This window comes from Nocardia sp. NPDC051832 (genome assembly GCF_040681285.1).
Lineage (GTDB): Bacteria > Actinomycetota > Actinomycetes > Mycobacteriales > Mycobacteriaceae > Nocardia.
Window position 1 is genome coordinate 863,149 of sequence record NZ_JBFAYL010000001.1, and the last position, 14,731, is coordinate 877,879.

The window sequence follows — 14,731 nt, forward strand, 5'->3', positions numbered from 1 at the left end:
TGACGCGACACGCCAAGGTCGCCGGTTACCGGCGGGTTACCTGCTTGTTAACTGGGATTATCGGTTTCCGCACACGCAATCCTGCGCACGCACACCGGCGCGCTGCCGTGCGGCAAATTCAACACAGTATTGTTCTGCCCGCCCCCGTATTAACTCCTCCGATCACTAGGTTGGATGCGTGAGCGCACAGGATCTGCCACAAGAACTTCGCCGTGCTTTGTCCACGGTCGCGCGCGAGCCACGGCTCTTGGTCGCCTCGGACTACGACGGGACCATCGCGCCCATCGTCTCCGACCCGGCAAAAGCGTATCCCCACCGGGAATCGGTGAGCGCGCTACGCGCTCTCGCCGGCCTGACCGGGACCACCGCCGCCGTCATCTCCGGTCGTGCGCTGCGCGATCTCGCTGCCCTGTCCCGGCTTCCGGTCGAGGTCCAGCTGATCGGTAGTCACGGTTCGGAATTCGATGTCGGCTTCGTGCACGCGATCGACAACGACGCCAAACAGCTACTGCAAGAAGTACAGACGTCGCTGACCCAGATCGCCGACAACAACCCCGGCGCCTCGGTCGAAGTGAAACCGGCCAGCGTGGCCCTGCACGTCCGCAATGCCGGCCCCGAAATCGGCCGTCGCGCACTGAATTCCGTGCGCCAGGGCCCGGCCTGCTGGGTCGGCGTGCAGACCACCGAAGGCAAACAGGTCATCGAACTAGCCGTGATCCCGACCGACAAGGGCACCGCGCTGGACACCATCCGGCATCAGGAGGGCGCGACCGCGGCGGTGTTCTTCGGCGACGACGTCACCGACGAGAAGGCCTTCCGGGTGCTGTCCGGACCGGACGTCGGCATCAAGGTCGGCGACGGCGAGAGTCTGGCCCGATACCGGGTCGACAGCACCGAAATGGTCTCCAAGGCACTGGCTTTCCTGCTCGAGGAACGCCGCACCTGGTTGGCCGGTGCCAGCGCCCCCCGAATCGAGCGACTGACCATGCTGGCCAGCCCGCGGTCGGTCGCACTGCTCACCCCCGACGCCACCGTGACCTGGTTCTGCCATCCGGAACCGGATTCGGCCGCGGTGTTCGCGCACCTGCTCGGCGGGCCGCAGGCCGGCCACTTCAGCATCGCACCCGAGCGCACCGGGCTGCCGCTGTCCCAGCGCTACATCGACGGCACCATGACCGTCGAAACCCGTTGGGCGAGTTTGGGAGTCATCGACTACCTGCCGCACGACGTGAACCAGGACCGCACCGACCTGACCCGGGTCATCACCGGTGACGCGAAGGCCGTCGTAACCTTCGCGCCCCGGCCGGAATTCGGCCAGGTTCCGGTGAGCATCCAGTGCGAGCCCACCGGCTTGCGCGTGCTCGGCACCAACGATCCGATGGTGCTGCGCTCCCCCGGCGTGGAATGGCGGATCGACAGCGACGGCACCCACGATGTCGCGACCGCGATCGTGGATCCCGCGCGCGGCCCGATTGTCCTGGAACTGCGGTGCGGTACACAGGATCTCGCGCCCGCCATGACTCCGGAGCCGCAGCGCAGGCAGCAGGCCGAGCAGTACTGGTCGCAGTGGGCGACCGGCCTCGACCTGCCCTCGCTCAAGCCGGATCTGATGAAGCGCTCCGCGCTGACGCTGCGCGGCCTGGTGCACGCCCCCTCCGGGTCCATCCTCGCCGCGGCCACCACGTCGCTGCCGGAAGACCTTGGCGGCGTGCGTAACTGGGACTACCGCTACTGCTGGCTGCGGGATGCCGCGCTGACCGCGCAGGCGCTCGTCTCGCTCGGATCCCGCACCGAGGCAGAGGATTTCCTCGGCTGGGTACATCGGGTCCTGGAGACGCTGCCCGGCCCCGAGCGGCTGCACCCGCTGTACACGATCTACGGCGAGACGCTGCCGCCCGAAGCCGTTATCGACCAGCTGCCCGGCTATGCCGGTTCGCGGCCGGTGCGCGTCGGCAACGCCGCGAACATGCAGGTGCAGCTGGACGTCTTCGGCCCGATCGTGGATCTGATCGCCTCGCTGGCGCACGCCCGCGAGCGCCAGGGCATCACGGATCCGGCCAAGGCGCTGCCGGACGCCGACTGGGAGCTGGTGCACGCCATGTGCTCGGCGGTGCAGCGGCGCTGGACCGAACCCGACCACGGCATCTGGGAGATCCGCGGCAACCCGCGGCACCACGTGTACTCGAAGGTGATGGGCTGGCTCACCGTGGACCGGGCCATCACTCTCGCGCAGAAGTTCGACCGGACCGTGGACCCGGCCTGGGTCGAGCTGCGCGACATCATCGCCGACGAGGTGAAGACCAAGGGCTGGAACGACGAGGTGCAGTCCTACACGGCGGCCTACGACGGCACCGACCTGGACGCGGCCACCCTGCACATCGGCCTGAGCGGGCTGATCGATCCGTCCGATCCGCGCTTCGCCGCGACCGTCGTGGCTACCGAGGCGGAGCTGCGCAGCGGCTCGACCGTCTACCGGTACCACCACGACGACGGACTGCCCGGCGGCGAGGGCGGTTTCCACCTCTGCGCGGCCTGGTTGGTCGAGGCCTATCTACTGATCGGCAAACGCTCCGACGCCGAGGCGCTGTTCGCACAGCTGGTGGATGTGGCGGGTCCGACGGGCCTGCTCAGCGAGGAGTACGACCCGGTTGCCGAGCGTTCCCTCGGTAACCATCCGCAGGCCTACAGCCACCTCGGCCTGCTGCGCTGCGCCCAGTTGCTGGGCCAGCCCGCCGACGTTCTCGTCTGACCGGGAACCTAATCGCCGAACGCCACGTCCGGCCGCTCTGCCAGCGGCCGGACGTGGCGTTCGGCATTGCTGGGGCAGTGCTAGGGCGGCGGCTTGGCGGTTATCGATTTGCGGGGCCCTGGTAAAGTTAAATGGTAACGGTTTCCATTATGATCTAAGCCACTCCGTAGATCCCGTAATTGCAGGAGCACCCCCACGTGAACACCCGTTTTGCCATGAAGCTCACCGGCGTCGCCGCGGGGGTCGCGACCGCACTGACCCTGACCGCCTGCGGTGGCGCCGAGGACGCTTCGGGCAAGCCGAGCGTGGTGGCCTCCACCAATGTCTGGGGGTCCATCGCGGCCCAGATCGCCGGCTCCGACGCCGAGGTGGAATCGATCATCACCGACCCGGCCGCCGACCCGCACTCGCACGAGACCTCGGCCGTCGAATCCGCCAAGATCAGCGACGCCGACCTGGTCGTCTACAACGGCGGCGGCTACGACGAGTTCATGGACAAGGCTATCGCGGGCAAGGACAAGAAGACCGTCGACGCCTTCGCCGCGCGGATCGACAAGACCGACGAGAACGAGCACGTCTGGTACGACGTGGACACCGTGAGCGCGGTCGCCGACCAGATCGCCGCCGCCCTCGGCGACGTCGACGCCGCGAACAAGCAGGGCTACGCCGACCGCGCCGCCGCATTCAAGGCCAAACTGAGCGCGATCTCCGCCATCACCGGCCAGATCGCCGCCCAGCACCCGAACACCCCCGTGCTACAGACCGAGCCGCTCGCGCACTACCTGCTGCTCGACGCCGGCGCCAAGGATCTGACCCCGCACGACTTCCAGGAAGCGATCGAGCAGGAGACCGACCCGTCCCCCGCCGCCGTCGCCCAGACCCGGGACCTGCTCACCGCCAAGCAAGTACGCGCCCTGATCTACAACATCCAGACCGAGGACAAGATCACCAAGGACCTGCGCGGCCTGGCCGGCTCGGGCGGCACCCCGGTCGTCGAGGTGACCGAAACCCTGCCCGACGGCACCGATTACATTCAGTGGCAGACCAAGAACGCCGAGGCCCTCGCCTCCGTCCTCAAGTAGCCGTCATGACCAAGGGAATCGCGCTGTCAGAGCACACCGAGCCGGTAGACCAGGTTTCGCTCGACAGCGCGGCCGCGGTCCGGCTCGACGGCGCCACACTGGCTTTCGGGGAACGCACCCTGTGGGACGGTTTGGATCTCGACGTCGAACCCGGTGAGTTCATCGCGGTCCTCGGGCCGAACGGTTCCGGGAAGACCTCGCTGATGCGAGTGCTGCTCGGGCAACTCGCGCTCAGTTCCGGCGCCGCGTCGATCGCGGGTTCGCCCGCGCGCGTGGGCAATCCGGCCATCGGCTACATCCCGCAGCAGAAGACGATCGATGCGGGCGTGCAGTTGCGCGGGGTGGACCTGGTCGGGCTCGGCGTCGACGGGCACCGCTGGGGGCTCGGCTGGCGCGGGCGCGCCGAGCGAAGACGCAAGGTGGCGGCGGCGATCGCCGACGTCGGTGCGGAACTGTTCGCCGACGCGCCGCTGGAGACCATGTCCGGCGGCGAGCAGCAGCGGTTGCGGGTGGCTCAGGCCTTGGTCGGCGATCCGAAAGTACTGCTCTGCGACGAACCGCTGCTGTCGCTGGATCTGGCCAATCAGCGCCTGGTGTCGGAACTGATCGACAAGCGCCGCCGGACCCACGGCACGGCAGTACTTTTCGTGACGCACGAGATCAATCCGATTCTGCCGCTGGTGGATCGGGTGCTGTACCTGGTCGACGGCAAGTTCCGGATCGGCAAGCCGGACGAGGTGATGACCTCCGAGGTGCTCTCCGAGCTGTACCAGACCCAGGTCGACGTTTTGCGCGTGCGGGACCGGCTGGTCGTCGTCGGCACCGGTGACACCCTGGACGCGCTCGGCGCGGCGGGAGCTCAGCACTGCAAAGCCGACGAGGTGCGCGCCTGATGGAAAAACTCTCCGGCGTCATGGCGAAGATGTTCGACTTCTCCACCACCGCGCATCTGCTGACCTACCCGTTCGTGCTGCAAGCGCTGCTGGCGGCGGCGCTGCTCGGGCTGCTCGCCGGAGCGATCGGACCGCTGATCGTCAGCCGGCAGATGTCCTTCGCCGTACACGGCACCAGTGAGCTGTCCCTGACCGGCGCCGCCGCGGCGCTGTTGGCGGGCATCGGGGTCGGGGTCGGAGCCATCCTCGGCTCGGTCGTCGCGGCCGTCCTGTTCGGCCTGCTGGGCACCAAAGCGCGCGAACGGGATTCCTCGATCGCGGTCATCATGTCCTTCGGCCTGGGCCTGTCGGTGCTGTTCCTCTGGCTCGGACCGGAACGGGCGGGATCGAAGTTCTCGCTGCTGACCGGCCAGGTCGTCAGCGTGGGCTACAACGGTCTGGCCCTGCTGATCACCTGTAGCGCCGCCGTTCTCGCGGTGCTCGCGGTCGTCTACCGGCCGCTGCTGTTCGCCAGCACCGACCCGGAAGTGGCGGTGGCACGCGGCGTCCCGGTGCGGGCGCTGTCGGTGATCTTCGCGGTGATGGTCGGCGTCACGGCGGCTTTCGGCGTCCAACTCGTGGGCGCGCTGCTGGTGCTCTCGCTCCTCATCACGCCGGCCGCGGCGGCCGCGCAGCTGACCGCGAATCCGATGCGCGCCACCGTCCTCACCATTGTCTTCGCCGAGCTGGCCGCGGTCGGCGGAATGCTGCTCTCGCTCGCTCCGGGCGTCCCGGTGTCGACTTTCGTCACCACCATCTCATTCCTGATCTACCTGATCTGCCGGGTCATCGGGACGCGGCAGCGCAAACTCGCCCGGGTGCGCTGAGCGCCGGCCGCCGGATCCGGCGACCGGCGCGGCATGCCGCTAGTTCCGGTACCGGAACTTGATCCGGCCGCGGGTCAGGTCGTACGGGCTCAGCTCCACCAGCACCCGGTCCTCCGGCATGATCTTGATGTAGTTCATTCGCACCTTTCCGCTGAGATGCGCGAGTACCTGGTGCCCGTTGGTCAGCACCACCGTGAAGGTGGCATTGCGCAGGCATTCCACGACGCGGCCCTCGACCTCGATAGCTCCGTTCCTCATCGGCGCACCATTTCCACGCAGCTGCTCAGCGGGCGGGCGCCGAGGCCCCTGAACAGCGCCGTAGCCGCCGTGTTGGCTTCGCTCACCTCGACGTAGGCGAACTCGATGCCGGAGCCGTGCAGCGCGCCCAGAGCCTGCGCGAGCAGGGCGCGGGCGATGCCCCGGCGACGCGCGCCTGCCCGGACCGCGACCAGTCCGATCCGGGGCACTCGGATCCGTTGCACCCGGCACAGGCCGACGTAACCCGCGGGGTGTGCCGCCACCACATGGGTCGACGGGTCCAACGGCGGGCACAGCACCTCGACCGGCAGCGCCGTGCCGGATTCGGCGCGCAGCGCACGGTCCAGTTCGGCGAGCGGATCCGCCTCGGCCGCACCGTGATCCAGGATGACGACACCCGTCGGTGGCGTCGTCGGATCGAGTCCGGTGACCGCCGGATCAGTGGGCAGGTGGTAGTCCCAGTCGCGCCGGGAGATCGTGAAGCCCGCCCGCTTCCAGCTCGAGATCAGATCGTGGTCGGCCTCGTCGACCACGGTGTACAGCGGAACGGGCAGGTCGGCCAGGACGGTGGCGGCCAGCCGGTCGAAGACCTCCGCGTGCCAGGAGTCGATGCTCAGGAACAGGCGGCCGTCGGGGCGGGGCGAGGCCTCGGTGCGACCGGCTTCTCGGTCGCTGTCCAGCGCCTGCCAGTGCCGCGGCGCGACGCGGGTAATCGTTGTTGCGAAAGAGTCCATCTGTATTGCCTTTCGGGATGGCTTGCGCGCACTCCCGATGACAACAGCGTCAATCGCCCGAGCGTGAGAACAGGGAGCGCCCATGGAATGTCGTGGTAATGGGACTCACCCCCTCATATAGTCAGGTCGGACTCCGCCGAGGCTAGCAGCGCGGCGCCGTCGCGCCAATCCATTTTCCGCCGCGTCCATCGGCCGCGGTCGATGGCCGTCACGGACCCAAGATCGACATGTGGATTACTGTGGCGGCGTGGGCTTTACAGAATTCGCGGCCGGCGACGTCATCTATTTCCCGCAGGGGCCGTTCAGCGGCGTCTGCGGAGTGGTGCGGGAAGTCCACTCCCGGAGCGCCGAGCTGCGCATCGAATTCGGCGAGGGCCTCGCCCATCGTGAAGGGGGCGTGCTACGCGAACAGCGGCACAGCATGACGGTCGGATTCGACGAAGTCGAGTTGGTCTAGAGAGGGAGTACTTGATGAGCAAGCTACGCAATACCGCGTCCTTCGCGATCGCGATCGCCGCCACCGGCCTGGCTTTGGCCGCTCCGCAGGCCTCGGCCGAGATCGGCACCTCCGTCATCATCGCCGGCGGCGGATTGAGCAACGGCTATGGCACGGGCTGCACCTACAACGTGGTCGCGAACAGCAACTCCACCGCACGCATCGACGTCACCGACAACGGCGTCTGGATCGGGGCCTCCGAGGGCAGCCCCAGCCCGAAGACGCACACGATCAAGTGGACGCCCGCGACGCCCGGCACGCACACCCTGCTGGTCACCCAGGGCCAGGACAGCAAGACCATCGTCCTGACCGTAGGCACCGGGATCAACGGCGGAAGTTCCTGCCTGGTGATCTAGCGTGGCCCGTTAGAGCTCGGCGAGGCACTCCAGCGCGCGGTCCCGGGGCAGCTCCGCTCCGGCCCGATAAGCACGCTGGTAAGCGTCCTCGCCGAGCCGCTTGGTCAGTTCGGAAATCAGCACGGCCAGTTGGGGTTCGCCGTCGTCGAAGACGCCGCGGATCGACTCGCTCAGACCGAGCGCGGTGGCGGCCGCTTCCGGATCGTCTTCCAGGAGCAGCAAGTCGGCGAGCAACTCGGCGGAGTGGGCAACTCCGGCGGAAATGCCCCAGGCGGAGAGCCCGGCCAGGGTCGGCGGCCACAATTCGCGGGCGCCGAGGGCCTGGCCGGCGGCCAGCAGGTTCGCCATGCGAGCGCCCGCGATCAGGTCAGCGGCCATGTCACCGGGGAGTTGCAGGCGATCGGCGAGGGTCTCGAGTTCGTCGACCGCTGCATGCGCAGCGTCGAGTTCACCGGAACGGCGGCATAATTCGGCCACGCTGAACAGGATCTCGGCGGCGAGGCGGCGATATCCCCGCTCCTTGGCCTGGCGCTGGATGGCTTCGATATCGCGGCGCGCACCGGGCAGGTCGCCGCTGCGCATGCGCTCGGCGATCAGCTGCGTGCGGTTCTGGAAAATGTCCGCTTCGCCGCCCAGTTCGGCGCTCACCGCGACGCCACGCTCGAAAAGCTTGATGGCCTCCGCGTATTCGCCGCGCAGCGCGTGGCCGCGTCCGACAGCCAGCAGGGACATCCCCAGGCCCCACCGGTCGCCGACCTGCTCGAAATCGCGCAGGGCGGTCAGGCGGGCCTGCGCGCCGGTGGCGAGATCGCCCTGCTCGGTATGGACGTAATCGCGCATCCACAGCGCACTGGCCCGCACCCAGGGGTCCGCGGCCTGCCCGGCACGCTCCAGCAGTCGATCGCCCAACTCGGCATCGCCTGCGGGATAAGCGAGTTGGGCGGCGAACATCAGCAGCGTCGGGTGGAAGTCCAGTGCGCCCGCCGATTCGCAGTCGTCGATGAGATCGAGGATCGGATCGGATTCGGTGAGCGGCGCACCCGCCAGTAACCGGATCAGCTGGAATGCCGCCCGGGTGCGCTCCGGGAACCGGTCCTCGAAACGCAGCACCTGTTCGAGGAAGGTCTCGAATTGGCTGCTCATACCGCGAATTCCCCAATACCAGAACAGTGCGGTGACGAACCGGGCCGACAGTTCCGGGTCTGCGCGGGCCAGGGTGGATCGCAGTGCGGCGACGAGGTTTTCGTGCTCGGCGTCGAAGACGGCGAGGGCGCGGAGCTGGTCCCGGGTGCGCAGCAACGGCTCGTTCGACTCGGCGACCGCGAGATAGTGCTCGGCGAATCGCAGCTCGAGGTCGTCTCTGGCACTGGCGAATTGGGTGGCAGCGAAAGCGCGGATGGTCTCCAGCATGCGATATCGGTCCGCGCCCGCGATCTCGACCACCGATTTCTCCACGAGCGCGCCGATCACGTACACCACGTCGGCGGCGGGCAGTGCGCCGTCGGCGCACACCGCCTCCAACGCCTCCAACGTCGCGCCGCCGGGAAACCGCGAAAGCCGTCGCGCCAGTACGCGTTCCGGCTCGTCGAGCAGATCCCAGCTCCATTCGACGAGCGCGAGCAGGGTGCGCTGGCGGGGCAGCGCGGTCCGGCTGCCGGTGGTGAGCAACCGGAATCGGTCGTCCAGACGCTGGGCGATCTGGTCGACGCTCATCGAACGGAGCTTGGCCGCCGCGAGTTCCAGGGCCAGCGGAATGCCGTCGAGGCGTCGGCAGATCTCCAGCACCGGATGCACGGTGCCTGCGTCCAGCCCGAAATCGGGGCGGACCGCGACGGCGCGGTCCACGAACAGGCGGACCGCGGGCGATTTCGCCGCATCGGCCAAATCCACTGTTCCACTGGGTATCTGCAACGGACTCAGTGGGAGCAGCGATTCGCCGGTGATGGCCAGCGGCTCCCGGCTGGTCGCGAGAATTCGCAGCTCCGGCAGTTCCTCGAGCAGCTGATCGGCGAGATCCGCCACCGGCTCGATGAGATGCTCGCAGTTGTCCAGCACCAGCACGGCCGCGCCGACATCGAGCAGGCCGGTGACCCGATCGATGCCCGTCGCCGCGGCGTCGGAGGCGCGCTGATCTCGCGCACCGATCGCCCCGACCACCGCATCGGCCAGCTCACCGGCGTCCCGCACCCCGGCCAGCGGCACGAACCATGCCCGCCCACGCTGGGCGGCGCGATGCCGCGACACCGCTTCCGCCGCCAGCCGGGTCTTCCCCGCACCGCCGGGACCGATCAGCGTCAGCAGCCGAGCTTCGGCGAGCAGCGCGCCCACCCGCTCCAATTCCACCTCACGGCCGACAAAACTGGTGCGCTGCACCGGAATTCGACTGGCTACCGCCTCCGTCGCGACGACGGTCCGGGCTCCGGCCGGCCGGTCCAGCTCGCCCCGCAACAACGCGAGATGAATCTCCCGCAACTCCGCCGAAGGGTCCACCCCGAGCTCGTCCCCGAGCCGCTCCCGCACCTGCTCGTACACCGCGAGCGCATCCGACTGCCGTCCCGCCGCAGCCAGCGCCCGCATCCGCAGTCCGGCTAGCCGCTCACTCAAAGGCTTTTCGGCCCCGGCGGTTTCGAGATCCGCCAGCACCTCCGCATACCCTCCCGACTGCAACTCCGCGTCGAATCGGTCCGCCGCCGCACTCCCCCGCAAGTCCTCCAACCGACTTGCCGCCAACTCCGCGAACGGCGCCTCCCGCACATCCGCCAACGCCGCCCCCCGCCACAACTCCAGCGCACTCCGCAACACCGACGCCGCCGCCTCGACCCGCCCCGCCGCCAACTCCCGCCGGCCCTGTGCCGCCGATTCCTCGAACCGATGCGCGTCCACATCCTCGGCCCGCACCGGCAACCGATATCCCCCGGCCGCGAGTTCAACGGTCCCTACCCCGCGCAACGCTTTCCGCAGCCGAGACACCAACGCCTGCAAGGCTCCGGCGGCCTCGGCAGGCGGCTCCTCACCCCACAACCCGTCGACCAGCGCGTCCACCGATACCGGCCGCCCCGCCTCCAACGCCAACCGCGCCAGCAGCATCCGCACCCGAACCCCACCGACCTCGACGCCCACCCCGTCATCGCCATACACCGACACAGCGCCGAGCAACCCAATCCGCACCTGCCCAGCCTCCCAGAACTCCGCGATCCAAGAGTCCCGGGGTTATGTTGAGCCGCTGCCTCGACGCGGCAACTGGGCGGCGCATTTCGCAGGGCTGCTCGCGGCCGGGGCAGCTGTTGCCGGAGTGCGGCAAAGCGGACTGCCGAGGCCGCCGAGGCCGCCGAGGCCGCCGAGGTGATCTTGGACCCGGAGGCCGGGCTCTACCTCGTCGGGCTCGATCACGCTGAAACAGTCGCCGTGCGCAACAGTCCGTTGCCCGCGATGTTGAACGGGCTCTTCATGTCCAGCGCCAGTGTCGTCCTGATCGACATCGCGCCGCCATACCGGAATGACCGGCCGGTGGTCGCGGGCCTTCCGGCGGACGTGGGAGTGAACCTGCCCCAGGTGTTCCACGGCGCTGCCGCTGCCGAGAGCGGTGGGTCGCCCCAGCTCGACCATCCCGCTCAGAACATGGGCCGGCCGCTCAAAGTAGCCGCGACACGCGAGTGATCGTCGCTGTCCGGGCGGATCAGCGCGACCCGGCAGGATCTGGGCATGGGTATGCGACGTGCTTTCGGCCTGGTCGGGCTCGCTGTGCTCGGTACCGCCCTCGCGGGCACTGTTCAAGCTGGAACGGCCGGGGCGGCGGTGCCCTTCGCTGATCCGAAGTACGGGCTCTTCTTCGGGTTGATCCTCAATCACGACGAGACCGTCGCGCTGAGTCACAGTCAGGTGCCGAAGCAGCTGAACGAGATGTATATGTCCGGGGCGCGGGTCGCGCTGCTGGACGCGGATCTGGACGAGAACGGCGAGCAGCAGCCCACGCTGCGGCTGCCGGAGGATTCGCTGCCGGAGGTGGTGCGGGCGGCGGCCGCGACGCCGGAGGGGATGTTCGGGTTCACGGTCGTCAATCCGATGCTCAACGAGGGGCGGCTGGTGCGGGTGATCGCGATCGTCGACTGAGGACGTGCGGAAGGCCCGGCACTCGGGTGGAGTGCCGGGCCTTCCGGATTCGGGTCAGGCGGTGATCAGGGCGAGCAGGACCAGCAGGGAGCCGCCGAAGACGATGGTGTGGCGGGCGTAGGTGAGGTGCTTCATCACCCAGCGCGGGAAGCCGTGGTCGGCGGCCACCAGGAAGGCCTTGACGTCGACCCGGGCCAGTTCGGGGTCGCCCTTCTTGGCGAAGGCGGCGGTGACGCTGGAGACGGCGGTCAGGTTGCTGTAGACGATCAGGATGTTGGCCAGCAGGATCACGCTCTGGAAGACCCAGGAGATCGGTTCGGCCCAGCTCGCCGCGGCCAGGTTGAGGACGGCCGCCACGATCATCAGCGCGGCAAAGCTCACCGGGGCCCAGGTTTCGTGGCCGCTGGCGTCGAAGCGAAGACCGTTCTCCCGCAGCACTTCCGGGCGAACACCTTGGCGGGTGAGTTCCCGCTCGGCGGCGACCTGGGCGCCGGCGCCGTAGCGGTGGCGCACCAGGGGGATGCTGACGAACGCGAGGGCGATCAGGATCTGGGCGATTGCGGCGGCGGTGAACATTTCGGTCTCCTCATCGGGTGGTTCTCGGCAGGGCCGCTGGGACCCTCGCTCTTGCTGAACCCAACGATGCCGAGGCCCGCCGACAGCGCGCCGACAGTTCGCTGACAACTGCTGACAGCTCCTGTTTGCGCAGTTCAGGCTGGTTGCACCCTCAGTGATGGCAGCCGCCTTCAGTCAGGCATGCCGGGTTTCGTATGCTCGACCTCAAACGCCGCCTAACGAATGGTGACCACCGATGATCGACTTCACGCTCCCCGCCGACCTCGCCGCCGAACGCGACCGCGTGCGGCAGTTCGTCATCGACAAGATCGTCCCGTTCGAGCAGGATCCGCGCCTGACCTCGCACGGCCCGACCGATGAATTGCGCCAGGAGCTGGTCGAACTCGCGCGCGCGGAGAAGCTGCTGACCGTGCAGGCGCCGGTCGAGTTCGGCGGCCACGGCCTCACCCACGTGCAGCAGGCCGTGATCTACGAGGCAGCGGGCTGGTCCACCCTCGGCCCGGTCGCGATGAACTGCGCCGCCCCCGACGAGGGCAACATGTACCTGCTCGGCAAGATCGCCAACCCGGAACAGATCGAACGGCACCTGATGCCGGCCATCAACGGTCTACAGCGCACGGTATTCGCGATGACCGAACCCGACGGCGCGGGCTCGGACCCGAACCAGCTGGCCACCACGGCCGTCTTCGACGGCGAGAACTTCGTCATCAACGGCCGCAAGTGGCTGATCACCGGCGCGAACGGCGCGAAGAGCTGGATCATCATGGCCCGCGTCGCCCCGAATCCGCATGTGCCCGAGGGCCCCACGCTGTTCCTCACCGACGGCGACCAGCCCGGCATCATCATCGAGCGCACCATGAACACCATGGACCGCAACTACGTCGGCGGCCACGGCGTGGTCCGGTTCGAGAACCTGACCCTGCCCAAGGAAGCGCTGCTCGGCGAGACCGGCCAGGCCCTGCGCTACGCCCAGCTGCGGCTGGCCCCGGCCCGGCTCACGCACTGCATGCGCTGGCTGGGCGCGGCCGAACGCGCGCAGAGCATCGCCGTGGACTACGCCAAGACCCGCACCGCCTTCGGCAAGCCGATCGGCGAGCACGAGGGCGTGTCGTTCATGCTGGCGGACAACGAGATCGCGCTGCACCAGTGCCGCCTGACCATCTGGCACGCCTGCTGGCTGATGGACCAGGGGGAGAAGGCCCGGCACGAGAGCTCGATCGCGAAAGCCTTTGTCTCCGAGGAGCTGTTCAAGGTGACCGACCGCTGCGTGCAGGTCCTCGGCGGCATCGGCATCAGCGACGAGACCGTCGTCGAGATGATCTTCCGCGATATGCGCGCCTTCCGCCTGTACGACGGCCCCACCGAAGTGCACAAGTACGCTATCGGCCGCCAGGTCTTGCGCTGAGAAGATCCAGCTGAGGGATAGTCGCGCCCGGTCCGGCCCGGCTACCATGCTGTGTCATGAGTTCGGAACTGCTCGTCGATGTCTCCGCGGGCATCGCCGTGCTCACGCTCAACCGGCCCGCCCAGCAGAACGCCGTCACCCCGGCGATGGCCGCCGAACTGAGCGCCGCGCTACATCGCTGCGACGCGGAGGACGCGATCCGCGCGGTGGTCATCACCGGGACCCCGCCCGCGTTCTGCGCGGGCGCGGACCTGTCCAACCGGACCGGCGAGGTCAGCGCCACCATCGATCCGCCGCCGTGGCAGGTCCGTAAACCCGTCATCGCGGCGGTGAACGGGCACGCGGTCGGCATCGGGCTGGCGCTGGCGTTGCAGTGCGACCTGCGGTACATGGCCCGCGACGCGGTCTACGGCCTGAACCAGGTGCGACGCGGCGTGCTCGCCGACGGCTACGCGCACTGGACGCTGCCCCGGCTGGTCGGCATGGCCAACGCCGCCGACATCATGCTCACCGGGCGCACCTTCGACGGCGAGGAAGCCAAGGCGATGGGCCTGGCCAACAGCTGCCTGGACGCGGGCGAGGTGCTGCCCACCGCGCTCGCGGTGGCGCACGACCTGGTCAGCGGGTCCGCGCCGCTGCCGGTGGCGCTGACCAAGCGGCTGATGTGGGAGGGGCTCGGCATGAGCCCGACCATGGTGGGTCAGCTGGAGACCGACCTGAACCAGCACGTCGGCAAGAGCATCGACGGCGGCGAGGCGATGGCGGCCTTCCGCGATCGCCGCCAGCCCAACTGGACCGGCAGCGTCAGCGCGGAATGGCCGGCCTGGGACACCAAGTCCGGAACCGAACGTCCCGTCCTGGACTAGCCGTCAGGCGTTGCCGCTCAGGGCGATCATGATGAACAGGATCGCCATGATCACCATGAGAATGGTGCCGACGATGCCGAGCATGTACCCGATCATCGCCTGCGCGCGGCCACCGTAGGCGCCACCGGACGCCTCGATCTGATCGAGCGCGCGTTTACCCAGCGCCCACGCCACCGGCCCGAGCGCGCCGCAGCAGAAGATGCTTGCCGCGCCGAGAAACAGCACCGTGTTGGCATGGGGATGCTCAATCGGCTGACCAATAGGCACCTCGGGTATGACCACACTCGAATTCTACGGTGGCGCCGCCGATTTGCTGCCTAACGCCGTAACCCGATTCGCG

General features: G+C 68.5%; 15 protein-coding genes. 10 read left to right on the forward strand and 5 right to left on the reverse strand.

The genetic code is table 11. The annotated features are described in order from the left end of the window. Positions 1–178: 178 nt before the first annotated feature. The 4 genes from otsB to AB0M14_RS03675 all read left to right on the forward strand — a co-directional run bounded on the left by otsB (position 179) and on the right by AB0M14_RS03675 (position 5,590). Entirely contained in the window at positions 179–2,749 is a 2,571-nt protein-coding gene (gene otsB, locus AB0M14_RS03660; protein ID WP_364988384.1) for a trehalose-phosphatase, read from the forward strand. A gap of 215 nt (positions 2,750–2,964) precedes the next feature. Beyond that, on the forward strand, positions 2,965–3,831 hold the full coding sequence (locus AB0M14_RS03665; RefSeq protein WP_364991267.1) for a zinc ABC transporter substrate-binding protein: 867 nt from the start codon (positions 2,965–2,967) through the stop codon (positions 3,829–3,831). A 5-nt stretch (positions 3,832–3,836) separates the two neighbouring features. Next, positions 3,837–4,724 (forward strand): metal ABC transporter ATP-binding protein, encoded by an 888-nt coding sequence (locus AB0M14_RS03670; RefSeq protein ID WP_364988387.1) that lies wholly within the window; start codon positions 3,837–3,839, stop codon positions 4,722–4,724. Further along, on the forward strand, positions 4,724–5,590 hold the full coding sequence (locus AB0M14_RS03675) for a metal ABC transporter permease (protein ID WP_364988388.1): 867 nt from the start codon (positions 4,724–4,726) through the stop codon (positions 5,588–5,590). The genes AB0M14_RS03670 and AB0M14_RS03675 overlap by 1 nt, the downstream gene beginning before the upstream one ends. A gap of 39 nt (positions 5,591–5,629) precedes the next feature. Here the strand turns inward: AB0M14_RS03675 and infA are convergent, their stop codons facing one another. After that, entirely contained in the window at positions 5,630–5,848 is a 219-nt protein-coding gene (infA, locus tag AB0M14_RS03680; protein ID WP_364988391.1) for a translation initiation factor IF-1, read from the reverse strand. Further along, a complete protein-coding gene (locus AB0M14_RS03685; protein ID WP_364988393.1) occupies positions 5,845–6,582 on the reverse strand; it encodes a GNAT family N-acetyltransferase in 738 nt (245 codons plus the stop codon). The genes infA and AB0M14_RS03685 overlap by 4 nt, the downstream gene beginning before the upstream one ends. Positions 6,583–6,829: 247 nt before the next feature. Between AB0M14_RS03685 and AB0M14_RS03690 the strand changes: the two genes are divergently transcribed. Next, a complete protein-coding gene (locus AB0M14_RS03690) occupies positions 6,830–7,039 on the forward strand; it encodes a hypothetical protein (RefSeq protein WP_364988396.1) in 210 nt (69 codons plus the stop codon). Positions 7,040–7,053: 14 nt separating this feature from the next. Next, positions 7,054–7,434, forward strand: coding sequence for a hypothetical protein (locus AB0M14_RS03695; protein ID WP_364988398.1), 381 nt, complete (start codon positions 7,054–7,056; stop codon positions 7,432–7,434). A 9-nt stretch (positions 7,435–7,443) separates the two neighbouring features. Here AB0M14_RS03695 and AB0M14_RS03700 read toward each other — a convergent pair whose 3' ends face one another. Further along, the gene (locus AB0M14_RS03700) at positions 7,444–10,602 is read right to left on the reverse strand and encodes a BTAD domain-containing putative transcriptional regulator (protein WP_364988400.1); all 3,159 of its coding nucleotides are present in this window, start codon (positions 10,600–10,602) and stop codon (positions 7,444–7,446) included. A 180-nt stretch (positions 10,603–10,782) separates the two neighbouring features. On the opposite strand from AB0M14_RS03700, the gene AB0M14_RS03705 reads away from it, so the two are divergent. Further along, complete coding sequence (locus AB0M14_RS03705) at positions 10,783–11,091, forward strand: hypothetical protein (protein ID WP_364988402.1); 309 nt, start codon at positions 10,783–10,785, stop codon at positions 11,089–11,091. A 45-nt stretch (positions 11,092–11,136) separates the two neighbouring features. Further along, the gene (locus tag AB0M14_RS03710) at positions 11,137–11,544 is read left to right on the forward strand and encodes a hypothetical protein (RefSeq protein WP_364988404.1); all 408 of its coding nucleotides are present in this window, start codon (positions 11,137–11,139) and stop codon (positions 11,542–11,544) included. Between the two features lie 54 nt (positions 11,545–11,598). Here AB0M14_RS03710 and AB0M14_RS03715 read toward each other — a convergent pair whose 3' ends face one another. Continuing rightward, positions 11,599–12,120: a hypothetical protein gene (locus AB0M14_RS03715; protein ID WP_364988406.1), complete on the reverse strand. Its 522-nt coding sequence runs from the start codon at positions 12,118–12,120 to the stop codon at positions 11,599–11,601. 235 nt (positions 12,121–12,355) lie between these two features. Here AB0M14_RS03715 and AB0M14_RS03720 point away from each other — a divergent pair, with 235 nt between their 5' ends. Both AB0M14_RS03720 and AB0M14_RS03725 read left to right on the forward strand, forming a co-directional pair. Continuing rightward, the gene (locus AB0M14_RS03720) at positions 12,356–13,525 is read left to right on the forward strand and encodes an acyl-CoA dehydrogenase family protein (protein WP_364988408.1); all 1,170 of its coding nucleotides are present in this window, start codon (positions 12,356–12,358) and stop codon (positions 13,523–13,525) included. A gap of 56 nt (positions 13,526–13,581) precedes the next feature. Next, complete coding sequence (locus AB0M14_RS03725; protein WP_364988411.1) at positions 13,582–14,391, forward strand: enoyl-CoA hydratase-related protein; 810 nt, start codon at positions 13,582–13,584, stop codon at positions 14,389–14,391. A gap of 3 nt (positions 14,392–14,394) precedes the next feature. Here the strand turns inward: AB0M14_RS03725 and AB0M14_RS03730 are convergent, their stop codons facing one another. Then, positions 14,395–14,673, reverse strand: a complete 279-nt coding sequence (locus AB0M14_RS03730; RefSeq protein ID WP_364988413.1) for a DUF4190 domain-containing protein — start codon at positions 14,671–14,673, stop codon at positions 14,395–14,397. Positions 14,674–14,731: the final 58 nt, after the last annotated feature.